At 48.4% G+C, this 24,355-nt stretch carries 13 protein-coding genes; 8 read left to right on the top strand and 5 right to left on the bottom strand.

The features are described from left to right. Positions 1–179 precede the first annotated feature (179 nt). The 7 genes from AB1I50_RS09715 (at position 180) to AB1I50_RS09685 (ending at position 14,323) form a co-directional block, all read left to right on the top strand. Entirely contained in the window at positions 180–1,823 is a 1,644-nt protein-coding gene (locus AB1I50_RS09715) for a hypothetical protein (protein WP_407723825.1), read from the top strand. Positions 1,824–2,819: 996 nt separating this feature from the next. Beyond that, complete coding sequence (locus AB1I50_RS09710; RefSeq protein WP_407723824.1) at positions 2,820–9,185, top strand: InlB B-repeat-containing protein; 6,366 nt, start codon at positions 2,820–2,822, stop codon at positions 9,183–9,185. A 25-nt stretch (positions 9,186–9,210) separates the two neighbouring features. Next, on the top strand, positions 9,211–9,366 hold the full coding sequence (locus AB1I50_RS09705) for a hypothetical protein (RefSeq protein ID WP_407723823.1): 156 nt from the start codon (positions 9,211–9,213) through the stop codon (positions 9,364–9,366). Positions 9,367–9,375: 9 nt separating this feature from the next. Further along, on the top strand, positions 9,376–10,203 hold the full coding sequence (locus tag AB1I50_RS09700) for a leucine-rich repeat protein (protein WP_407723822.1): 828 nt from the start codon (positions 9,376–9,378) through the stop codon (positions 10,201–10,203). A 380-nt stretch (positions 10,204–10,583) separates the two neighbouring features. Further along, a complete protein-coding gene (locus AB1I50_RS09695) occupies positions 10,584–11,375 on the top strand; it encodes a hypothetical protein (protein WP_407723821.1) in 792 nt (263 codons plus the stop codon). Continuing rightward, positions 11,305–12,369 (top strand): glycerate kinase family protein, encoded by a 1,065-nt coding sequence (locus AB1I50_RS09690; RefSeq protein WP_407723820.1) that lies wholly within the window; start codon positions 11,305–11,307, stop codon positions 12,367–12,369. Before AB1I50_RS09695 ends, AB1I50_RS09690 begins: the two co-directional genes overlap by 71 nt. Before the next feature lie 316 nt (positions 12,370–12,685). Beyond that, complete coding sequence (locus tag AB1I50_RS09685) at positions 12,686–14,323, top strand: hypothetical protein (RefSeq protein ID WP_407723819.1); 1,638 nt, start codon at positions 12,686–12,688, stop codon at positions 14,321–14,323. A gap of 133 nt (positions 14,324–14,456) precedes the next feature. Here AB1I50_RS09685 and AB1I50_RS09680 read toward each other — a convergent pair whose 3' ends face one another. Together AB1I50_RS09680 and AB1I50_RS09675 are read right to left on the bottom strand one after the other, a co-directional pair. Continuing rightward, positions 14,457–14,582 carry a hypothetical protein gene (locus AB1I50_RS09680; protein WP_407723818.1) on the bottom strand — a complete coding sequence of 42 codons (126 nt, stop codon included), beginning with the start codon at positions 14,580–14,582 and terminating at the stop codon, positions 14,457–14,459. Between the two features lie 15 nt (positions 14,583–14,597). Further along, a complete protein-coding gene (locus tag AB1I50_RS09675; RefSeq protein WP_407723817.1) occupies positions 14,598–20,309 on the bottom strand; it encodes an InlB B-repeat-containing protein in 5,712 nt (1,903 codons plus the stop codon). An 857-nt stretch (positions 20,310–21,166) separates the two neighbouring features. Here AB1I50_RS09675 and AB1I50_RS09670 point away from each other — a divergent pair. Next, a complete protein-coding gene (locus AB1I50_RS09670; RefSeq protein WP_405317391.1) occupies positions 21,167–21,316 on the top strand; it encodes a hypothetical protein in 150 nt (49 codons plus the stop codon). A gap of 34 nt (positions 21,317–21,350) precedes the next feature. Here the strand turns inward: AB1I50_RS09670 and AB1I50_RS09665 are convergent, their stop codons facing one another. The 3 genes from AB1I50_RS09665 to AB1I50_RS09655 are packed head-to-tail and all read right to left on the bottom strand — an operon-like array spanning position 21,351 to position 24,107. Further along, positions 21,351–21,611 carry a helix-turn-helix domain-containing protein gene (locus AB1I50_RS09665; RefSeq protein ID WP_405317389.1) on the bottom strand — a complete coding sequence of 87 codons (261 nt, stop codon included), beginning with the start codon at positions 21,609–21,611 and terminating at the stop codon, positions 21,351–21,353. After that, positions 21,598–23,538, bottom strand: coding sequence for a type IV secretory system conjugative DNA transfer family protein (locus AB1I50_RS09660; RefSeq protein WP_407723816.1), 1,941 nt, complete (start codon positions 23,536–23,538; stop codon positions 21,598–21,600). Before AB1I50_RS09660 ends, AB1I50_RS09665 begins: the two co-directional genes overlap by 14 nt. Further along, entirely contained in the window at positions 23,517–24,107 is a 591-nt protein-coding gene (locus AB1I50_RS09655; RefSeq protein WP_407723815.1) for a DUF3991 and toprim domain-containing protein, read from the bottom strand. The genes AB1I50_RS09660 and AB1I50_RS09655 overlap by 22 nt, the downstream gene beginning before the upstream one ends. Positions 24,108–24,355: the final 248 nt, after the last annotated feature.

Raw genomic sequence — 24,355 nt, 5'->3', positions numbered from 1 at the left:
TTTCAAAAATCACAGATATTTGCAAAGAAGTTGCAAAGATCAACCTGATATACTAAAGTCACAATAAAAAAACAAAACCGAAAGGAGATACCAAAATGAAAACCACAAAAACCACAACCACCAACACACTAAACACAAACACAACAAATAATAAAACAAATTCAAAAGGAGTGAAAACAATGAAAAAAACAAGAAGATTCAAGACAAGATTGATCGCAGGCATTCTTTCCGCAATTACAGTATTTTCAGTAGGCACCATGGCTATCGGCTCCGCTTCCGCTTTTGCTATCCCCGGAATCGCTGAAACCGTACTCAGCACCACCTTCGGCTACGCGAAGGACGAAGTGATGAAGTTAGCCGGTCCCGAGCTCTCAAAGATGGGACTTTCTCCTATTTTGAACAAGGTTCTCGGACTCGAAGATGACGGACCCTCCAATCAGGACGTGCTCGACAAGATCGACAAGAGCACAGAAGAGATAAAAGCTGAAATAAACAAGGTTCTCGACGAAGTAAAAGAACTTTCAACCCAGACAGCTAACTACCACACCCTCCAGATGAACCAGCTCAAAGCTATCAACAGCAATATCGACACCAAGGATTTCAGAGTTCAGGCTGACACCGTAGCGGCAGATTTCGCACACGCTCTCAAGCGAATCGACGAAAACAAAGCGAACATCACCTGCGACGGCAACGACAAAATCAACAACACCACTTACAAGGCTTACAAAGAAATTTTGGCAGACCCCAAGTGCAACGTCAGCGCTATGCAGGCAAACTTTGACGAAATGCTCCGCTTCCTCAAGGGTCAGCGCACATCTAACAACAACGAAAACGGCTACCGCCAGCTCACCAACTACTTGATGGACAGAGTTGTCGCAGCTGACACCGGCAAGCACAGCTACAAAGAGACTCCCGACTACTACGGCGCAGTTGACTCCATCAACGCAGAGATCCGCGTTATGGAAGAGCAAGCTCTTATGGATTACGCTATCATCAATGCACTCAACGCTATGCAATTCCGCGTAAAGGAATACGAAATTGACAACGGCATCATCACTGTTAATGAAGATGAATCTCCCTATGCAAGATTTGAGAACACCGCTACAAACCTGCACAACAGCATGGTCGACATCGACAAGATCTTTAAGAACGTACTGAAAGAAAACGGCTCTATCCCGAGCAAGTATGTTGTCGCCGACCTGTATGTCTTAGACGGTAACAAGACCATCAAGAAGGGCTGCACATCCTTCATCGACGCTTGGTCGCAGGGCATTGACAGCGGCAAGAACTTCAACATCGTCGTTCTCAAGATGGGTCAGTATGTAAAGGCAGACGCAAAGAAGGGCTTCAAGCTCGATAACAACGTAAAGGGCTTAAACGCCAAGGGCGGCTTTGAGGTTCCCGCAGGCAGAGACGTATACATCGACATGGGCACAAGACACCTTGATAATGGCTTTGACTGCTCCGCAAAGAGTGACATGGATCTGTTCACCGTCCGTGACGGCGCCACCCTCGAACTCGTTCGTGTGAGGATTTACGGCGACAACCGCAAGATCGTAATCCCGGACAACGCGAACAACACCACTGTAACGACAAAATATGTAGATTTCGACGGTATCTCTGTTTACTACAACAAAGCTAATCCCTGCATCTCCATCTCCAAGAAAGCCAATAACACCAAGCTCAATATGTACTGGACTAACTTCAACGGCGAATGCACCAGCCGTATCCAGAACGACGGCAAAAACACCAAAATCTTCGAATGGTACGTAAAGCGCAGCTGGGAAAAAGAGGTTCGCGGCGACGAGTACTGGGGAACCTGATAGACACAAGATAATTAAAACCAAATGATGATCCTAATAAAAAAGCCAACATTGCAAAAACACACTGCCGAGTTTGGCAAAAAAATCAGACCATATCCTGTTGGATATGGTCTGCTTTATGCTTTATACGGAAACAACTTAAAAATACTGTAGGATACTTTATTTACACGTTATGGAATACGCAAGCGTTACCGCCTATCATATAGTTCCACCACTCCCGCTTCCAGCCGTTGATACCGCAGTCAAGGATCTGGATCTTCTGCTCGCCCGCGCCCTTGACTGTGACTATAGTATATCAGGGGCTCTACAACAGAATTACAACAAAAAACAACAGTTTTTAAATTTTTTAAAATTTTTTTCAAATTTTTACCTTATTTTTAAGGGCTCTCATTGCCCGCCCGCCGATAGAAAAAAGCGATCCGCGGTTTCCGTCGTTTCATTATATAATGCAGCTTTGCTGACAATCGGGAGCAGTGTCAGGCTGTTGTTTACATTGTACTTTTTCAAAGTCGTGAAATCCTACTCAAAAAAGCGCAAAATAAGTCAAGTTTGAGCAGAATGAAACGCGCGCGGACCGTAAAATATCATTGGCGATCTCAAAAAAGGCGCACCTTTTATGAAAAAGTAAAATTGATATCAAAGCCGTTTAATAAAGAAAACGCAACTCAATATTGTGTGTAAATTTTGCTTTCAGCACATATACCAGTGCACTTTGTACACAATACAATAAAACACAGTGCATATTTCGTCAATTTTGTTGATGGCATTTTTGGCAATAATATGGTATAATCATATTAAGCATAATGGGTTCTTGTTCTAAAAATAGCACAAGTGCACAAAAAACGAACATTTGGAAGCGTTTTGGAGATTTACGTTAGCAAAAACAGAAATCAACAATCAAAACGATCCTTGAAAAGCAGAATATTACAAAATAATATTACACAAATTACCATACCAACTTGCGCCGGTGATTTGAAACCGAAAGGAGAGGTGAAGATGAACGAGCGCAAAATATCAAAAGAAAACCGTGACAAGAGATTTAAAAAAATCGCACTTGTCACCATGATCGTACTCTTGATGGCAGCGATCGGTACGATCATAGGAAACGCCAACAGCTTCTACAATATCCGTATTGATTATGTTTTCAAGGACGGCACGCCTGCGCACGACGCGTACATCGCAACATACAGCGAGGGTGCCGAGGTCGACCTCACCGTAACTAACCCGAATATCAGCGGATTCACACCGATGACAGAGGCCGAAGGCGGAGTGTCTGCCGCTACGTCGACGTTTCAGATCGACAGCATCGACCACGACGTTAGCATAACGGTCTACTATGTCCCCGGTCTGACAAACTACAGCGTCGTTTACTACAAACAAAACATCTATGACGATTTGTACAAGCGTGACAATAACGTTCCCGAACAATACACCAACCGCTACGGTTACACAGGCACGAACCCCACTGAACTTGAAGAAGAGAATCTTTTTGAAGGCTTTACAAATCTTTTCCACGAGCCGGACGCTATCGCGGCGGACGGTTCAACGGAGTTCAGGATATACTACGACCGTAACTACTACACCATTCTCTTTAATCTTGGCGACGGCGGATACGGCGTTGACCCGATCTATGCAAAGTATCAGACGGTCTATCGTATTCCCGAACCGACCCGAATGGGCTATGTTTTCAAGGGATGGGCGCGGACGAGCGCAGATTCGACCAAGGGCGAGCTCGGCACAGACTGGAACTATATCGACGAGAACGGGAATACTATAACCGAAGAAGCCGCAATTGCAGGCGCGTTCAAGTTCACTCAGGGCGAGATACCCGCAAAAGACCAGTACTTTAAAGCGATCTGGGACGCCGGTACAACAAGCTACAGTATTGTTTACTGGATCGAGAATCCGGACGGCAGAGATCTTTCTTCTGAGGAACTGAACCAGTTAGGCTCTATAGAAAAAGCGAGGTCGATGATAAGCTCCAACTATTCAGTTGCTGCCGCATATGACGTCAAAAATGTTCTCTCAGGTACACAGATCAATCTGGATACAGAGATACAAAACAATGCCGGAGAATTGATGAAAATCAAATACTTCTTCGGTAAAAATGCCGGAGAAGGCGAACCTGAAGATGAAGATTATAACCTTGCTTATGCAGGATATAACCTGAACCCGCAGGACGTCAAAAACGGTGTTCCGCAGGTCGCCGCCGACGGCAGTCCGATCGATAAGGATGGTAATAAGATCGACTTTCCCACAATGAGCGACGCAGAGCGAGCAGAGTTGTCGGGCAAATCCAAATATTATGAGCTTAACTACGATATCTCTTCTCTCCAGTTTGGCGGCGCGTATGAAGATGATCAGCACAAGCCCCACCTCACCGTGGCCGGTGACGGCACAACGCGTATCAATGTTTACTTGAACCGAAAGAACTTTGTATTAAAGTTCTATTACGCGCGTGAAGAGAAAACAACAGGAAAGATCGCTTTGACTAATTCTACCAAAGATTTTTCCAAATACAATTATATCGGTAATAATAAGTCGCATTTAGAAGCTATTTCTAAGGGTCCGTGGTCTAACGGTATCACGGAAACCCGCCCGAAAATCGCACCGCAGTACAGGGGATTTTTGACCTCATCGCCGTCGGATGAGGACGCACAGTTTGATGAGTATGGAAATTATAAGTATTGGTATTATGAGATACATGCGCAGTACGGCGAACCGTTGGAGGGCAAGTGGCTGATCGACGCCATTACTCCTGTAAAGAAGGGTTTGGGCGCAGGCGATCTCGAATACTGTATTCCCGGCAGCTGGGGAGTAGAGTACGGAACAAAGTATTATAACGACCATACGACGATCAATAACTACTCCATTAAGGGCATTTACGAAACGCTCGGCGATGACTTGATGTTCGAAAATAACTACAATCCAAAATACGACGAGCTGCATTATCTGCTTTCATGGACAAATACAGGCAGTACCGCTAATGGATCTAACCACGGTTGGAATGATAACCACACAATGGTGCTTCACTTTACATATGAGAATTATGTTGAGCTGCTACTCAAAGATATCGAATACATGAACACGCACCAAACGACCGATGATCCTGACGGTGTTCAGGCGCTAAAGGATACAGACGCGTATGATGAGATCGTACAGCACAGCTATACGATGCAGGACGGCACGGTTGTTACCAAGTGGTATGGCTTGCCGCTTCAATATGTTGCGCTTAATTCGGTGGAGCTGGAGCAACTGCAAGCTGAAGGTCAACAGTCGTTGATCGAAGACGGTATCTGTAAGAAGATACGCTATGATGAAAGCACCGGTATCTATTACGGGCTAAAGTCTGTCAATAGAATCCATACGATCGACTCCGGAAGCCAATACAATAGTTCAAAAGAAAGCAATACCCGCAACGTTCGAACTAATCAAACTGCTGCGGAAATGACCGGCTTTGAAATCGAATATCCCCGTACAGTTCCCAGAGACAAGAATGTGTATTTCTGGGTTGATGGCGAATCCTCCGGGGAAGAGATCACCAAATATAAGCGTGATTATAAGGTCGGGCAGACCGTGCTGGACGACTGTAACACGAACGTTATTTGGGATTATGATGCTCCGGATAACCGCAAAGCGATCGTGCAGTTCTTTTACAGCCGAAAAGAATATAAGCTTAAGTACCGAAACGGCAACCGTTTGGACGAAAAGCATACTCGAACCGTCAAATACGGCGCACCGCTCAACGCAAAATACGCTGCCGGCGAGCACGCAGGCGAGTACCGTTATTACTATGAGCATCCCGAATACTTTGAGGAAAATCTCAAGGATCACTACAGCTTTGAGGGCTGGTACTACACACCGTATTATTACAGAGAGGTAGATATTAATACCGCGACGATGCCGGCCAAGGACACCACGTTCTACGCCAAGTGGATCCCTAAGGTCATCAACGTAAGCTTCTACGCTAACTACAATGATTTTTATCAGGGGTTGAACAGGATCGGAGACGAGATCCCGGTCAACTACGGCGACTTTGTTCCGATAGACAATATCCCTGCAGATACAGACGATCCCGATGCTTGGAGGCCAAAGCTTACTCCGCCTACCGAGGGCGCGATGTTTGCGGGCTGGTATTATTTGAGAGACAATGTTCCCGTGCGCTTTGAGCCCGAGGAGATCCCCGTTACCGCACTCAACAAACAGGCGGCAAACGAGGAAAACGCAAAGCTTGAACTGTTTGCGGAATGGGCTACGAACGACATCGCCAAATATTATATAACCTACGTTGAAAAGGATCATCCCGAGAACGAGGTGGCTCAGCCGTATCTGGGCAGATCGTTCCTGTGGAAAACCAGAACAGTTAACGCCAAAACCGGCGACGAGCTCAACGAAGCTCACAAATGGACGGCGGACGGTCAAAACTGGTGGCCGACGACCAACTCGCACTCGCTGATAGTCAAGGCGAACATCATCGGCGGAGAAAGTCCATACTCGCCTAACGTATACAGCTTTGAGTATATCCAAAAACGCGGTGTTTATTACAGGGTCGAGTATCGTGACAGTTCTAACAACGCAGAGTTAGCGCCTCCGAAGGACGAGGTTTACTCAACCCACGGTTCGGTCAAGGAGGACGCTAAGTTTATTCCCGGTTATGTGGTCGACCAAATGTCAAAGACACTGACGCTCACCGCGTCTACAGCCGGAACCGAGGCTGAACAAAAGGCAGAAGAACTGCAAAACAACGTCATCACTTTCTATTACAGTAAAAACGAAACCGAGTATGTTTATGAGGTAGAGTACTATAAGCAGAATTTAGATAACGATGACTATTTCTTGTATAGTACGGAAAACCGTGAGGTACTTATCGCCGAAGAAGGCGACACCATTGTAAATATGCAGGAGCTCTACCAAACGGATCACGCACGTATAATCAAGGAAGACGGCTTTGAAAGAGTTGCGGGAGTTTCCAAGGTCACGACTACCGATCAACAAGGAACAATTACGACCGCAGACATATCTGACAACGGCTCCGTTGTGATCACCGGAGATAAAAAAACCACGGTCAAAATTTACTTTGACCGCAAATCTTACCCGTATAAGTATCTATACATCGACGCTCAAGCCGAACGGAAATATCTTGATACTCCCGAAGATCAGCGCGACGGCAAGTGGAACGGCGTGATCGAAGCTCACAACAGCGACAGCGACGAAAAGGTTGATACCGTCGTAAATATCCCGGCTCCCCTGGATCTTGAATATAATGATATCCCTTATACCAGAATAGAAAATAAGGAGATCACTCTTACCATCGTGCCCGCGACCGAGGCGAACCCGGATATCAACACGGTCAAGATCTACTACAAAAAATTCATTGACCGCGAGCTGACGTATAAGCTTTCCTGCGAAAACGAGGGCGAAAGCGGCGTAAGAGTCGATTATGATCCGGTTACAAAACAACCGCTGTACGGCGGATTGTCAACAACCTTGCAGACGGTTGATTCTTACAACGGCATAAGCCCTGTAACGTTTTATAATTTCAATGAAGCGACTGTCGACAACAGCGGCAATGTTGAAAAATATTTGCATTACCACAAATACACGTTCCTTGGATGGTTCGATAATCCGGAAGGAACAGGCACACCATACACCACAAACGAAACGCTGACAAAAGAAGATCTGCAGTTGAATGAAACTCTCCCGGCGAGAGATACGACCTATTACGCAGTTGTTCACGAGGAAATGGTAACGACAAACTTCGAGCTGCGCTGTGTTGACGAGGAGCTTCCGGTCGGCAGCGATGACTCTGCGGACACTCCCGAGGATGGGCTGGCTGCGAATATAGTAAGTAACGGAATCACTGATCCCGACGGCAGTTTGACAGGCTGTTACATACATCTCACCTATCCGCTTGATTACGCCGTAGGCGCGCCTATCCCATGGAACAAGGTTGAGGGCTACAGCCTGAGTATCGAGCCGAAGGACAACAAGGTATATAAGTATGAATTCGCAGAATGGTGGGAAGAGGATCTCGAAACCCATAATCTGATTCGAAAGAAAGAGTGGAACAGCAGCGGCGATTGGAGCCCGACAGTGCTAACCTCTCAGCTTGACAGACAAAAGGACAGGCACGTTATCGCGGTATTCAAAAAACGCGCTCTCTCTGAGCTGGCTTACACAATCAACTATCATTATATTGACCGTCTCGGCGAGGAGCGAACCTACGTTAAAAAAGGACAGCTCTCGGGCAACGAGCTTAAAGAAGACTCAGCGGATTGCAAAATCACAGCAGACGGCGACTATCGCCTTACCGATGACGCGGTATTCATTAAAGCTCCGTTTGAGAGCAACCACGGTGAAACGCTGGTTTGGAGCAATTCCAAATTTGAAAAAACCTCTGTCAAGGGTGACAAGTCCGCCGGAACAGTCGACGAGATGATAACTGACGTTACCGCAGTTCAGAACAAAAAGAAAGTCACGGCATATTACCGCCTTGCTCCCGATGACGCCTTCACCCCGATCACAACGGATATCGGCTCAAACCGCATGACTGATCCTCAGCTTGCGGCTTTGGACGTTAGAGGAAAGACTTACAACGGCAAACGCTTCAGCTACTGGGAGATACGCAAATCAGATGAAGCTAACGCTCCGATCATCGCAAAGTGCTACGAACCTTATTTCACCTATGTTATCTGGGAGGATTACTTTATTACTCCGGTGTTTGACAGCGAAACCGAAAACAACGGTAACTTGGACGAGGACGCCAAGATAATCCTGACGGCGATTGACAACACTCGCAACCAGTGGACTGACGAAAACGGCAATATGCTTGATAACGCCTATTCAGATTATCTCTACTGTGATTTTGAGGTCGCGTTTGCTGACGGCAGCACAGAGATCTATAATAACTCCGACTATAAAGCAGGTCTTGTGTTTGAGATATGCAATCAGCTGACGGGCGATCAGACCTTTGATCCGGCAGGATGCAATTATGATACACACACCGATAACCTTAAAGAAGCAATAAAGAATATCCTGAACAACAATCCCGCAGGCGGTAACGGAAAATTTGTAAACACAAACGGTAAGAACCGGAGTATACAAGTCAACCCCATTTCTACTGAGGATCTAACAAACCGCAGCCGTATCGAATACGCAAAACCCTACCGTAATGTTTACAAGACCAATGACGGCGAAAAAATCTATACTAACGGAGCCTATATTTACAAGGTCAGCGCATATTTGATCGACAAAGACGGCAAAGTAACACTCAGCGATCCCGTTTACGCTTGCCTTTACGACGTCGCGAGACAAGATCTGGCAACATCGTTTAATTTAGAAACAGCAACGGAGCAAGACTAATTGACAAAATGAAGGAGGACGGGATATGACCCGCAAAAAGAAAAATGAATATTTCCCGCCCGAACTGGATTTGATCAGATTTGAGTTCAAGGATAATTTGCTTCTTACCGGAAGCGTTGAGAATCAATCGAGCATTATCGGCGGGAATGACGATAACGGTGAAGTTATTGAGTTCGGATAAGGTGATAAAATGAGATATTTTAAATCTGTTTTTATATGCGTTATTTCCGCTGCGGTATTCTGTCTATCCCTATTATCTGCCTATGCAGCCGATAATTATATGGAGATCGACGGCTTTGTGTTTGATATACAGCAGGGAAACGCGGTGATACACGGCTATAACGGCAACGCAGAGGATATCGTGATCCCGGATACGCTGCTTTATGCTCCGGTAACCGAAATCGACAACAGCGCGTTTTTCGGCTGCAAAAACATCAAGACAGTAAGCTTTTCAAAAGCTTCTCATCTTGTTAAGCTCGGCAACAGCGCCTTTTACGGGTGCAGCGGATTGCAGTCTGTTGATCTGCCCGGCAATATTACGCAGATCGGTTTTGGCGCATTTCAAAACTGCAGCGGACTTAAAAGGCTCGTTGTCGAGGACGGGATAATGGTGATCCCTTCGCAATGTTTCTATCAATGCACGTTGCTTTCGGAGGTTTATCTGCCCGCCACGGTGACTGAGATCCGTATCCGTGCCTTTGACGGCTGCGACAATCTCGTAATCTACACTACGTCAGACGGCTACGCGTTTCAATATGCGTTAGATAACAACATTCCGGTCATCCCGACAGACCTTGAATGTGTGCTCGGCGATTCAAACGGCGACGGTTACGTTACCATAGGCGATGTGACCGCAGTTCAGCGGCATATCGCGGGTATAGAATCCCTCAACGGCATTTTGTTCAAGGCGGCAGATGTTGACCGGAACAGGATCATCGACATCTATGACGCATCAGCGATCCAACACCATATAGCGAAGTTTTATACCGGATACGAGATCGGAGAAAAAATCATATAATGTACACCAACAGGCTGCCGCAAATACGGCAGCCTGAATTATTGTTAAAAGCAAAAATGTGAAAGTACCCCTTAAGCGCACTTCCCATTTTGGGCTAAGACTTTAACAATTAAAATAATTCTCCCCATTACACCGTTTATGGTGAAATAGACAGTATGCGATTTTTGTTTTTAAGTTAAGCATTTATCGGTATAAAAGCGCCTAAAACAAGCGGTTTTTGATGATTATTTTTATAAATCTGTTGCAAAAACAATATGGATATAATTTAATAGTATTAGGATAACGTGAGTCGAACCCCGATCGGTTCTCAGCGGCAAATTTTGCAAATATCAATGGCAAAATTCGATGAACGATTCCGAGAAAAAACAGGAGTATGAACTATGACATATTCAATCATCGGGCTATTGGCAGCTATTATTCTGATCATCACTAACCGCGATGTTTTTTGGACGCCGAAAGGGATATCCCTTTCAAAGACACAGCGCCTGTACCGGCTATTTCTGCTTTCTGTTTTGGTTTTCTATATTACAGACGGCTTGTGGGGCGTTTTGGATAACCTGCGCCCTATTGACGCTCTGTATGTTGAAACTATATTGTATTTTATCGCAAGGGCGGTCTCGCTGCTTTTTTGGACGATGTATGTTACCGCCTATCTTGAAACCCATAACGCATTCGGAACCATACTGCGCCTTAGCGGACGGATACTTTTTGCGTATGAGATCGTCGCGCTTACCATCAATATCTTTTATCCCGTAGTATTCTGGTTTGATGAAAACGGCAGTTATCAAACAGGAAGCCTGCGGTATGTTACGCTTTATCTCCAGATATTGATATTCTTTATGACGTCGGTTTATACGCTTTACATCACGGCAAAGTCAGAGGGAAAAGTCAGACGCAGGAATCTGACCATCGGTCTGTTCGGTATAGCTATGCTCGCGCTGATAATTTTACAGATAGAATTCCCGCTGTGGCCGTGTTATACGATAGGGTATATGTTCGGAACAAGTCTGCTGCACAGCTTTGTCGTTGAGGATGAAAAGTCAGAATACCGCAAAGAATTAGAAAGAACTCTGCAGCGAGAGAAGGCGCAAAAGCAGGAGCTTGCCGAAAGCCGCACGGGAAGTGTTCGGCACGTGCGAATGTATCGGCGTGCCGATAGCGGACGGCGGTGAAGGTACTGTTGACGCGGTGATCGATGCGCTGAAAGGCGAGAAAACCGATATACTTGTCCACGATCCCTTGATGGACCGCATACGGGCGAGTTATGGCATTGTCGGTGATAAGGCTGTCATCGAGATGGCAGAGGCGTCGGGGCTGACGCTTGTCCCTGAACCTCTGCGTGATCCGTTGGTCACTACCACCTACGGCACGGGCGAATTGATCCGTGACGCTCTCAGCCGCGGCTGTCGTGAGCTGTATATCGCGATCGGCGGTTCGGCGACAAACGACGGCGGTATGGGCTGTCTGCGCGCACTGGGCGCAAGATTTCTCGATCAGGACGGCAATGAACTAAGCGGCTGCGGAAAGGATCTGTCTGCGGTAACAAAAATCAATCTCGACCGATTGGACAGCCGATTATCGGACGCGTCCGTTACCGTGCTCTGCGATGTGAAAAATCCGTTATGCGGAAAGAACGGCGCAACCTACACCTTTGCCAAACAAAAAGGAGCAACTGCCGAAACGATGAAGTTGCTCGAAAACGGTATGCAAAACTACCGCAATGTGATAAAGCGCCGGTTCGGCATTGACTGCGACCTGATCGAAGGGACAGGAGCGGCAGGAGGACTCGGCGCGGCGCTGAGGGTCTTTCTGCACGCAGCCATGCAGTCGGGGATCGAGACGGTACTCGAGTTGATCGGCTTTGATGCTCTGCTCGACGGCGCTGACTTTATTGTGACAGGTGAAGGCAGAGCCGACGCGCAGTCTGTGTGCGGAAAGGTGATGCAGGGCGTCGCACTCCACGCAAAGGCGCGAGGAATCCCCGTATATGGCTTGTGCGGATCTCTCGGCGACGGCGCGGCACTGCTCTATGACTGCGGCATTGTCTCGCTGTATTCGCTTGTCGATGAAAATACGAGCGTTGAAGAAGCGATGACAAACGCCGAGGAAGTATACTATCGCGCGGCTGTTCAGATGTTCAGCCGAATCAAGATGGAACAACGATGAAATAATTTGAGAAAAAAATTTCAAGCTTTTTAAAAAAGACCGATCTTTGCAAAGAACTTGCAAAGGTCGGTTTGTTATACTCTAATCACAGTCAAGGCAAACACAAAATCTCTTGAAAAAATTTCAAAACTATTTTCAAAACCTTGAAAATCTGCAAAGAACTTGCAAAGATCACCCTGATATAATAAAACCAAAGAAAAACAAAACATTCCAGAAAGGAGTAACCACCATGAAAAAAACCAATCAAATCACAACAACCAATATAACCAATAACACTAACAACACCAATACAACTACCAACAAAGGAGTGAACAACATGAAAAAAACAAAAAGATTCAAGACCAGATTGATCGCAGGCATTCTTTCCGCAATTACAGTATTTTCAGTAGGCACCATGGCTATCGGCTCCGCTTCCGCTTTTGCTATCCCCGGAATCGCTGAAACCGTACTCAGCACCACCTTCGGCTACGCGAAGGACGAAGTGATGAAGTTAGCCGGTCCCGAGCTCTCAAAGATGGGACTTTCTCCTATTTTGAACAAGGTTCTCGGACTCGAAGATGACGGACCCTCCAATCAGGACATTCTCGACAAGATCGACAAGAGCACAGAAGAGATAAAAGCTGAAATAAACAAGGTTCTCGACGAAGTAAAAGAACTTTCAACCCAGACAGCTAACTACCACACCCTCCAGATGAACCAGCTCAAAGCTATCAACAGCAATATCGACACCAAGGATTTCAGAGTTCAGGCTGACACCGTAGCGGCAGATTTCGCACACGCTCTCAAGCGAATCGACGAAAACAAAGCGAACATCACCTGCGACGGCAATGACAAGATCAACAACACCACCTACAAGGCTTACAAAGAAATCCTCGCAGACCCCAAGTGCAACGTCAGCTCCATGCAGGCAAACTTCGACGAAATGCTCCGCTTCCTCAAAGGACAGCGCACCTCCAACAACAATGAAAACGGCTATCGTCAGCTCACCAATTATCTGATGGACAGAGTGGTTGCAGCAGACCTCGGCGAGCACAGCTACATCAAGACTCCTGACTACTACGGCGCAGTTGACAGCATCAACGCAGAAATTCGTATCATGGAAGAACAAGTCCTGATGGATTACGCCATCATCAACGCACTCAACTCCATGCAGTTCAGAGTGAAAGAATACGAGATCGACAACGGCATCATCACCGTCAACGAGGACGAATCCCCCTACGCAAAGTTTGAAAACACAGCCACCAACCTGCACCAGAGCATGGTTGACATCGACAAGATTTTTAAGGCAGTGCTCAAAGAAAACGCTTCCATCCCGAGCAAATACGTCACCACCGAGCTCTATGTCATCGACGGCAATACCTCCGTGAAGAAGGGCTGCACTTCCTTTATCGACGCTTGGTCACAGGGCATCGACAGCGGTAAGGACTTCAACATCAGAGTTCTCAAAAAAGGTCAGTACCTGGTCGCCGACGCCAAGAAGGGCTTCAAATTCGACGACAATGTAAAGGGCTTGAACGACAAGGGCGGCTTTGAGATCCCCGAAGGCAGAAAAGTATACATCAATATGTACTGCAAGAGCAACGGCTTCGACTGCTCCGCAAAGAAGGATCTGGATCTGTTCACCCTCCGCAACGGCGCAAGTCTTGAACTTCAGAGCGCGAAGCTTTGCGGCGACAACCGCAAGTTCGTGATACCGGACAACGCGAACAACACCACCCTGAAGACAAAATATGTGGAATTCAACGGCGCTTCCTACTACGGCACCGACGCCAATCCCTGTATCGAAATCTCCAAGAAAGCCAATAACACCAACATCAACCTTAACTGGACTGAATTCAACAGCGAATACTCCAGCCGTATCAAGAACGACGGCAAAAACACCAAAATCAGCGAATGGTACGTTACCCGCTCTTGGGAAAAAGAGGTTCGCGGCGACGAGTACTGGGGAACCTGATAGACACGATTTGATCAAAGCAAACGAAACACCACATCAAACCAAATGATGATTCTCCACAAAAACCGCCCTGCCAAACGGCAGGGCGGTCATCTGTTTTGAACCACTGCTGAAAGAACCTATTCAAATTGATTCAGGGTTTGTTAGGAGAAATCGGCAACTCGTCTTCTTCGTAGTTGATATTGCTTGTGCAGATAACGTCCTCTGTCCGGAACTTGATGACCTCAAGCTCGGTGGGGAGGTATTGTTCTTTTTCCATATCGTCCGACCTCCTTTAATCAGGGAAATAACTGTCAGCCGCTTTCGCGTACAGATACAGCGCCTTGCAGACGTTCTGCAATGCTTCGGACTGCGTGCCGTCGCTCAGAACATTACTGCAATAGGTCATCGGACTGTAAGTGATCGTGCCAATTATCTCTTCGCCATCCTTGACGGTCAGGGTGAAGGTCTTTTTCAGCTCCTTCGCCTTGATACCTCTGATACGCGCGATCTGATATTTGCCGCTTGTAACGGTTTCGACGTTTTTTCCTTCACACTCAAAGGTCAGCGTCTTTGCGCTTTCAAAATACAGCGAGAGCGTCGTCTCGGATTTGAGCGAGAGCGTTGCGCCCTCGAAACTCACGCCGTCAGGCAGGTCAATCGCGGATTCCGGCGCTGTGACCGTGACCTCGCCAAGCGCCTTTTCTTCCTCGGACAAGCTCGCATTGGCGAAATCGGCAGGATTTTTATCAAAATAGATTTGTGCGCGCGCGCCGTAGTTGAGCATTGCCTTGACGAGCGGAACGGCTTTTGCCAAGTCTTCCCTCTCGTCGGCGTGTTCCAACAGATAATCGGCATAATCCTTGACGGAGTAGGTGTACTCTGTACCGTGCATGCCTGCGTCGATGATCTGTGCCTTGATCTGTGAGGTCATTTCCTTTGCAGCGACTCTGCACTTGAATACATAGTAGTTTTTGCCGTTCCATTCCTTAATCAGCGCGTCCTTGACAAGCATCGTCTGTTCGGTAGCACCGTTGCCGTCAGGGACGGTAAAGTGCATATAGGCGGTATCCTTGTGGGCGATCACACTGTCGGAAAGCTCCATGTAGAAGTTGACCGCGATATCGCCGTCAAGCGAGATCGAATGGCCGGCAAGGCGAACGCCTATACCTCCGGACGGTCTCAGAGTCGTGCCCGCGAGAACGCTGTTGTCGTCGACGACGCCCGCCTCAAAAACATTTGTGCCATCGGTAAAGGGCTGTTCAAGCGTGACCGTGCCGTCGTAGCCGGTGGAGGTGATGCTAACGTCGTCGGTATAGGTCAGGGTGACGGTCGAACCGCTGCCGCCGATACCCACCGATGCAAAGTTGCCTTCCACCGCTTTCACGGTTCCTCCGCTGATGATGACGTCGGCGTAGCTTTGACGCCCTGAGCCGATACCCGCACCGCGTGAGTTACCTGTCGCGGTAACATTGCCGCCGTTGATGATGACCCTGCCCGCGTAACTGTTATCGGCGTTTCCACCGCCGATTCCCGCGCCGCTGTGACCGCCTTTCGCGTTGACGGTGCCGCCGTTGATCGTGATAACACCTTGGCTGTCCGGAGCGAATCCTCCTGCCCCGATACCCGCGGCGTTTTGAGCGCCGGTCACGTTGATAACGCCGCCGTTGATCGTGATGTTGCCGGAAGCGTTGATATATCCGCCGATGCCTGCGCAGGATGTGGGAGGTTCGGTGATGTTCCAGGTACCGGTACCTGCGCTCTGCCCCCATACGGTCAGCGAACGTGCTCCGTTGACCGACATACCCTCCGGATTCGTAAAGGTCGCGCCGTCGCAGAGGATGAGGTTGACGCCGCCATGGACCTTGCCGTTGTTGCTGATGCGGTTGTTGTTGGTCACGCTGTCGACAACGGCATACCATCCGCTTTCCAGATCGGTCTCGTCGCCGACGATCCGTGTGGCGGTGACGGTCTTCTCTATCCCTTTCAGGTCGATATAAGTCACCTCGACCTTGCGAGAGGTTTTCTCGAGCGTTTCTGTTATATCAGAGGTATATGTGACGCCGTTCATAGTGACCGAAGCGGTATAGACGCGCTCGCCTTCGGTAGTGTATGTCGGCTCTGTCGTTGTTTCATAGGTGATCGCGTCTCCCTGAGCCGTTAAGGAGCACTCAAAGTCGCAGAAGGAGCAACGAAAGTCTGCCGTCGCGGAGTCGTGGCCGTCCCATGTCCATGTGGGATCTTCAAAAGAGTGCGCTTCATACGCCGCGCTGATCGTCACATCTGACAGAGGCATCGTAAAAGAATGACTGTCACTGTAGTAGCTGACGTTGTGAGCCTCCGAATCCTTGACCGTGACGCCGACGAGATGCTTACCGTCAATGTCGTTGACGGTAACGGAGACCTTCTCTCCCGCGCGTGCTGACGCCGGAGCCTCTACCGCTCCTGCGGGTACGCCTTCATCTATGCTTATCTGATATTCGCCGCCTCGGAACACCGCGTTGATCGTCACGTTGTCGTCGGGCATAACAAAGCTGAAAGAATAATCGACTCCGATGATCTCGGTTTCCTCGCCGCCGTCGGTCGTAAAGCTGATGTATTCAAGGTCATAGCCAGATTCCTCATGGGGATATATCTTGACCGTTTGTCCCGCATATGCTTCAAAAGGCGCGTAGACATAGCCGCCGGCCATATCGGACATAGAGATTGTATGAAGCGGCTTTTGCGTCCACTTGGCGTACAGCGTAATATCTCCGGTCACGGGATCGTCAAAGTCGAACAAGGAGCCGTATTGATCGTCCGTATACCAGCCGTCGAAGGAATACCCGTCACGGACAGGTACCGGTTCGTCGACCGTCGTATTTTTTTCGACGACCGCCTTGACCTCGTCTGACTGACCGTCCATCGTACCGCCGTCCAGACGGTAGGTAATGACCGCGCCGCGTTCTATGACGATGTGCTTGGTGTAATCGTAGTAAAAGGTGCCGTCGGGGCGCAGCGCAATCTCGGGGCTGTATGCGGTCACGAGCAGCGAGGGATCGACAAAGATATCGCTATAATGAAACGTCTTCTGCTGCTCTGCGTCGGCAGTAATGCGCGTGATACCGTCGTAAAGATAAAGCCGTCTGCCGGCGTGGATGCCGTAGCTTTTCGCCTGCGCGGTGATCGCGCCTCCTTTTATAAGTATATCCTTCGTGGCGGTAAACGCGTTGTTCTGCGAACCGATGACGCTGAAATCTCCGTTGAGCGTCAGCGAGCCGAGATCGACATAAATGCCGTTCGAGAACATCTGTCCGGATGTCAGATCGCCGCTGCCGGTGACCGTCAGGTTCATCCTTCTGGCATAGATCATCGACCGCTGGTTGCTGTTGATACCGGGAAGCATCGTCACTCCGTCAAGGTTCAGAACACAGTTTTCGGGGTCGAAGCTGACCTTGCCGTCGCCGAGGACATTATTCATATTTTCGTCGGTCACCTGCCTGCCGCCTACCCACAGCTGATATGTTTCTCCGTATTCGGCGGTGAGCGTCACGCTTTCATTCAGCTTGAAGGTGACGCCGGGAACGAAAACATCTGTTGTCGAGCCGATCGTCCCTCTCCAACCGGAGAAATAATGGTTATCGGGAGGGGTAAAGGCGCTTGCGGGAAGGGTATAGGTCTCTCCCTTTGTCAGATATACATCGTCCATCGTACCGCTGCCATTGCCTGGGTCAAAGCTGACCTTGATCCGCTGATACCCGCACAGCGTACAGGTAAGACCTGACGCGTCATATTCGTGGGGGTTCAAGTCTTGATCCACAGCACAGTATTCACAGGTGTTTCTGTGATGATATTCGTCAACCATTTGGTAGTTCGGAAGCGAATAGATACACGGTCTGACCTCAACGACCTCGCTGTTGCGGCAGGCGCTGACACGGTTATCTTTTGTTTGAAGAACGAGGTTGACGTCATCGCTGCCGGAGCTGACCATCATATCATTTCCGAGATCAAGCGTTCCGCTGTTTGAGCCGCTCTTCCCCTTGCCGATCGCGTTGGCGGAGGAGAGGCCTCTCTTTGCGACGACGTCGCCGCCGAAGATATTCACCTCGCCGCCGGAGCCGCCGTGACCGCCGCCGATGCCCGCGCCGGACACTTCATTGCTTCCGCTGAGCAGATCGATCACACTGGCTACCCCTATCATCATCGCGTTAGCTGTGCGCTGATACTGGCTGCTCATTGGCGCATTTTCGAGACATCTTGTGACCGTTTCCAGCATTTCTCCGGAGCTTTCAAAGCTTGATGATGAAGCGACCACATAGCCGCCGGTAATGTTGACGATATGATTGCTGCCGTCCTTGCCGCCGCCGATACCCGCGCCGCCCGCGGCGGAAGTCGCGACCACAAGACCGCCGGAAATATCGATATAGCCTCCGCCTTTTCCCATTCCGCCGCCGATGCCGGCGCCTTTGTCGCTCTGTGAAATAATCGTACCGCCGCTGATATAAATGGGACCGCCCTGTTCCGCGTCCTGACCGGCGCCGATGCCTGCGCCTGTTTTCGTGCCGTATGCGACCACGTTGATCTCGCCGTCGTAAATATAGATCGGACCGTTTTCGCTGGCTCTGCCGCCGCCGATTGCCGCGCTGCTGTTATGGCAGCTCGCTGTGATGCTTCCGCCGTAGATCGCGATAGCGCCGGTCGATCGGTATGCTTCCGCGCCGCTGCCGATCGCGGCTCCCGATTGGAAGGTTTGGATATCAAAGGTGCCGCCGTAGATTGTGATACCTTCGCCGCTGCAGCGGCTCGCTTCGCCTTTGTAGCCGCCGCCGATACCGGTGCTGGAACCAAATCTCGCCTTGACAGTATAATTGCCGGCATAAAAAATCATGCGTCCGCCGGCGCGGAAGCCGCTGCCGCCGATGGCAGCTCCTCTGGTTTCTCTTTTTGTAGTCGCTTCAATATTACCGCCGTAGAAGTTCATGCTGCCGCCGTCGAGGCCTTTATCGCCTCCGATGGCGGCTTCATCCTGATCGTCGCGCTGGGCAAAGCGCTCACAGAAGGCGATCAGCTTGCCGGTACCTTGCTTCTGGTCATATACATTCAGGGTGTCCCCTTCACTGACCTCGAGACCTCTCCTGAAGTCCACCGTCGCGCCGTCGCCGAGGATGATATGCACCTCGCCGTCGGTGTGGACGCGCTTTTTGAAGGCAACATCGCTATTGACATAATACCAGCTGCCGCCCTGCAGGGTGCTGCCGTCGGCGACCGAGGACATGCTGATATACCCCTCGTCCGGCGTGCGGATGCGCTCTTTTGCGACGACCTTCTCACCGTCCCATGAGCGCTCTATATACGCCGCGACGGAATCGAAGAATTCTGCATATACCCTCACGTCGGAACCTGCCGGCATGACAAAGGAACTGTTGTTGATGATCTCAAGCTGCCTTGTGTCAGCGTCCCATTCGTATGTGGCGTACAGCTTATAACACGGCTTTGCGGAATTGGTCGGCGTTACCGTAACATTGACCGCGTCGCCCTTATACGCGCGAATGCGGTCGGCGGTAACGGTGCCGTCGGCGCTGCCGGAGACCTGAACGGAATGAAGCTCATCCACTTTGAAAGAAATACGCGCGTCCGACGGGGGCATGGTGAACACAGCCCTGACATTGCGGTAGGCGTCGAGTATTTCGAGTTCCGCTTCCGTGGTTTTCGTCTCGCCGTCCTGCAGATAGGTCATGGTCATGCCCGTCACATGATACGGATAGTCGTTGGATCCCAGGCGAGCCGTCACGCTGATCTGCGTACCCGACTGAACGGAATGACTTGTTCCCTCTGTGACGCTGCCGCCGATCTTGGTTTCGAGCGCAATATTTTCATCATAATCATTGGTCGGGCTCGGCTCAAAATTCTCGACCGTCAGCGTATACACGGCGCTCTCTGCGCCGACAGGAAACGGAACGATCGTGAACAGACTGACGATCATCAGCAATGACAGCAGTATGCTCATCGGTTTTTTCAACATTCGCATAATGTATACCTCCTAATACTTATTAATTCGTTATCGTTATTATAGCATATTTTAGGAAATAATTTAGCATTTTGCAAAAAACAAAATAATATTTGCCATTTTTTGTATGCTTATATAAAAAGCCAGCGCCGGATTCGTGCGTTTTGACCACACGAGGCGTTCGTTCATACTATTCTCTGTTAGAAAGCAGAAGGCTGCTTTTCATGAAGAAAGGTAAAAAACGTTGCACGACTGCCCATAACCGTTAAAAGTGGACAATAGAAAAACCGCCCTGCCGACAGGGCGATTGAATTTTTATCACGCAAAGACTCACTCCGACAATCTGCCGTAAAGGCGTATGTGAAGCGTGTTATCAGCAGATTTTTGTACTGCATAGGCTTTGTCAGTATCGCGGTCAACTTTATGCTGCCGCTTCAGAAGCTTGAAGATACTGATGATTTGATGAATCAGCCGCCGGAGGATGACTATTTGCTGTTTTCAACTTTCGAAAGCAACAAAAAAACCAAATTAAAACAAATAAGAACAAGCAAAAACGTCTGCCAAGTGACTATGACAATGATTTTGTATTATAGAGTATCAGCAAAAATACTCCCATATATTTGATTCATATACTCTACATTAATTTTAGATAGAATAATTTCTTGTCTTTCTTCTGCTGTAATATCTTTTAAGATGGGTATATTCCCTTTCTCCCTCCGTGATGACAGGTGGCACCTGCCACGATTTAGATGCAGTAACTCCTTGGCGGAAAAGTCGTTATTCAGACAATTAAATTTTTGTAATTTTTCAAAAAGAATATCAAAAAGATTTCTTCCGTGGTACAATAGCCCTTGTTTGATTGTACGGAGGTTTTGGAAATGGAAAACAAAAAGACCTGCGCTGACTGTATCAACCTCGGCAGAGAGGTGTACTGCATGAAGTGCAAGCGAATCAAAAACGGATATAAGGACTTATTTGTTGACGCGACGCCTGTTCAGGTAAAGCCGCCGATCACAAGAAAAAAGTAATCAGAAGCGGATGGCATGGTCATCCGCTTCTTTTCTATTTCCCTTTGAGCTTGTAGAGCAGACTGCTTTTGCCGCCCTTTTTACGGTAACGCTGCTCTGTTTCGATTAGCTTTGCCTTGCGTAAATCACGCAAAGCTCTGCGGACAGTTGACTGTGAGAGCTTCAGCTCCTTGGCAATAGTTGTGATGGACGGCCAGCATTCGCCGTCCTTGTTGGCTCTGTCATCAAGGTAGATATAGACGGAAACTGCCCTGTGCGGCAGGTCGGAACAGTACAGAAATTTAAGACGACTCACTTGGATTCACCTCTGCTTTTGGCGGATTCATTGTTTGTTCCTGAGTATGCGTTGCACCTCCACGCCTTCTTTTTCGTTCTTTGTCTTTAAGAGGTGGAGCATCATCAAAAATATTTTCCTGTTCAGTGCCATGAGGTTTAGAATCGCGATTTGCCTTTTCAGATATAGGTGGCGCATCAAATACAGATTCCGGATGGTACTTCTGCATAATACCGTTCTGAATTTCCTGTTTCTCTGCGTACTCAACCTTGCGGTTACCATTCTCGGGGACGGTGTACGGGTTGTCTTCATCGAATTCAATTCCCCACTTGAAGAACAATTTTAGATGAACCTTCATTGGATGAACACCTGTTTTCATGACGATAAAATCGCCTTTTTCCATTGACTTCAATTCATCAGGCGTCATTAAAGGTCGCTCAACCATCTGCAAAGACTGTGACGGATTATCTTTTCCCCGACTGATGGAACCGGACATAACTGTCCTCGAGCCGAGCGCTTTGGAGAGCGTTTCGGCTGATGAACTGTTAGGAGCGAAACCGCTAAACAGTGTAATCTGCGTGTTGTCAACAATGATTTCCGCACCCACTTTGCCGTAATTCTTATCGAGCTGCGAGAAAGATTGAATGATAGGAACTATCTGCAACCTCCGGGAACGAGCTGCGGAGAACATCATTTCGGCGGATTCTATCTTGGGAATCGTGCCGAACTCATCGGCGAAGAAAACACAGCGGTTTTTCAACTTACCGCCATGTTCATCGGCAACAGCAAGGATTTCTCGGTATAGCTGTTGGATAATCAGTGAAACCATGAAGAAGGTATTTGGGTTTTCCTCCGGCATAACGACAAAGAAAGCAGACTTTTCATTGCAGAACCGCTCTGCGTCAAGCTCCGTGTCGAAGCAAAGAATCTGCTCTAACTCTGAATCAAGAAAGCCGTTCAACCTTGAAAGTGCCGTGGACATGACCGATGCCATGCTTTGTTCTGCCGTGTTCAGAGCGGCACCGGCGAACCACTTTGCCTTGTGGTCATTTGGCAACAGCTCCATGAGCTGCTGAAACTGATTCTTGCCTTTTCTTCCCGGTGACGGTGCTAATAACTCCTGAATAATTTTAAAAACGGAGACGATATGCCGCTTTGACGGCTCACAAAACTCCGCAACAAGAAGAATCGTCGCCGTCAGCAATCCCTCTGCTGCGTCGTAAAAGTAAGCGTTCTGACCGAAGGATGAAGCGTCCATCCCAGCGAGAATAATCGTTTTGGAAATAATTTTGGCGTATTTTTCACATTTGGCTTTGTACACTAATTGGTCTGGATTCTCCAAGTATAAATCCATATATTTGTTGACAAGGTGAAGCAGATTGTTGCCGTTGGAGCGTGTCGGATTACGCAAATCAACAACGGACACATGATAACCGTACTCTTTAGCGATGTTTCCGTAGTTCCTCATAACATCACCTTTTGTGTCGACTGACAAGAATGACATCCCTGAAGCGCAGGCATATTCAATACAAGGATATAGCCAGAATGCCGTTTTGCCGACACCTGCCGCACCAATCATCAGCACATGGACGTCACCGGTATCTACCAATGCAGTGGTGTTTCCTTCACATCCAACGACAATTCCCTGTGGCAAGGCTTGTTCTTCAACAACTTTGCTTTTCTTTTTTCTGCGCTTCACAGCATGTGCAATAGTCGGCTGTAATCCGTTCTTTGCCTGTTCACGCCAGCGCTTTGGCGTGAATGGAATGTGTTTGTAGGTCTGCCTTATCTCTTTGCGTGTCGCCCAACGAGCTGTTCCGTGCTGACCGTCACCAACAGTTTTGCTCTTGATATTGTTGAGGTTATAGATGTGAGTGAGCAGCGTTACGCCGCCGAGAAATGCGAACATGGCAGCTCCGACCAAGATTAAGAGAGCGAGATTTGGCATGACTCTGTCACCTCACTTTCTTTTTCTTCCAATCTCATGGCTAATAAATCCTCGTTCCAATCCTTTCTGTTTGGGACGAGAATCGTACTTTTTATTCCTTTGAGGAATAATTTGTCGGAGATTCTTTTTGCAGCTTTCTCTCCGGCTTCGTCGTTATCAAGGCAGAGAAACACTTCTTTGAGGTTGGGGTTATCCTCCAACATCTGAAATAATACTCTATCGGAAACCGAACAGGCTGCGGCATAGCTGTGTTCTTTCCAGTGCTTCTTGTGCATGGAAATAAACGAAAGCATATCAATCGGTGCTTCAAATAAACAGACATAGGGACTTCTGCCATGCCAGTGAAAGCTGTATTCGGGGACACCACTCGGCGCGTTCCCTTTGTATGTACTCTCGCTGCCGGTGCCGCGCTTGTGAGCGTGACGGGGGATTCCGTTGGTATCATAGCCGACAAACACGGCGTTGTGATGTTTTTTCGACTCGTAAATCATCTTGTTGTGGGCAAAGGAGTAGAGCACATCACGGTCAATTCCTCGCTGAAATAGCAGATACGCGAAGACTCTCCGCATATTTCCGTTGGGCTTTGGGAGCACAAACGGCTGCTTTGGTTTCTTTTCCGCAGGCGGTGACTTGATTAATATACCTTGACATCCTCCAAGAAGATAGTCAACCGCTTCGGCATAGTCCTTGTTATAATACCGTCGGACGAAGTCAATGGCGTCGCCACCCTGCTGTTCGTATTGGTTGAACCACAGGTTTCCGCGTATGGTTATCTTTTGACCGCCGTCGTTCCATTCATATTCAGAGCCGGAGCGCT

Origin of the sequence: Ruminococcus sp. NATIVEDY161 (assembly GCF_045819895.1) — a bacterium.
GTDB lineage: Bacteria > Bacillota > Clostridia > Oscillospirales > Acutalibacteraceae > Ruminococcoides.
Note: the sequence above shows the minus strand (reverse complement) of the source record. Positions and strands in the feature narration are given on the sequence as shown.

Coding starts and splice junctions, on each gene's coding strand:
- AB1I50_RS09660 (WP_407723816.1), bottom strand. CDS start 23,538: ATGCCAAATCTCGCTCTCTTAATCTTGGTCGGAGCTGCCATGTTCGCA.
- AB1I50_RS09675 (WP_407723817.1), bottom strand. CDS start 20,309: ATGCGAATGTTGAAAAAACCGATGAGCATACTGCTGTCATTGCTGATG.
- AB1I50_RS09700 (WP_407723822.1), top strand. CDS start 9,376: ATGAGATATTTTAAATCTGTTTTTATATGCGTTATTTCCGCTGCGGTA.
- AB1I50_RS09680 (WP_407723818.1), bottom strand. CDS start 14,582: ATGGAAAAAGAACAATACCTCCCCACCGAGCTTGAGGTCATCAAGTTC.
- AB1I50_RS09685 (WP_407723819.1), top strand. CDS start 12,686: ATGAAAAAAACAAAAAGATTCAAGACCAGATTGATCGCAGGCATTCTT.
- AB1I50_RS09710 (WP_407723824.1), top strand. CDS start 2,820: ATGAACGAGCGCAAAATATCAAAAGAAAACCGTGACAAGAGATTTAAA.
- AB1I50_RS09705 (WP_407723823.1), top strand. CDS start 9,211: ATGACCCGCAAAAAGAAAAATGAATATTTCCCGCCCGAACTGGATTTG.
- AB1I50_RS09695 (WP_407723821.1), top strand. CDS start 10,584: ATGACATATTCAATCATCGGGCTATTGGCAGCTATTATTCTGATCATC.
- AB1I50_RS09670 (WP_405317391.1), top strand. CDS start 21,167: ATGGAAAACAAAAAGACCTGCGCTGACTGTATCAACCTCGGCAGAGAG.
- AB1I50_RS09715 (WP_407723825.1), top strand. CDS start 180: ATGAAAAAAACAAGAAGATTCAAGACAAGATTGATCGCAGGCATTCTT.
- AB1I50_RS09655 (WP_407723815.1), bottom strand. CDS start 24,107: ATGCGGAGAGTCTTCGCGTATCTGCTATTTCAGCGAGGAATTGACCGT.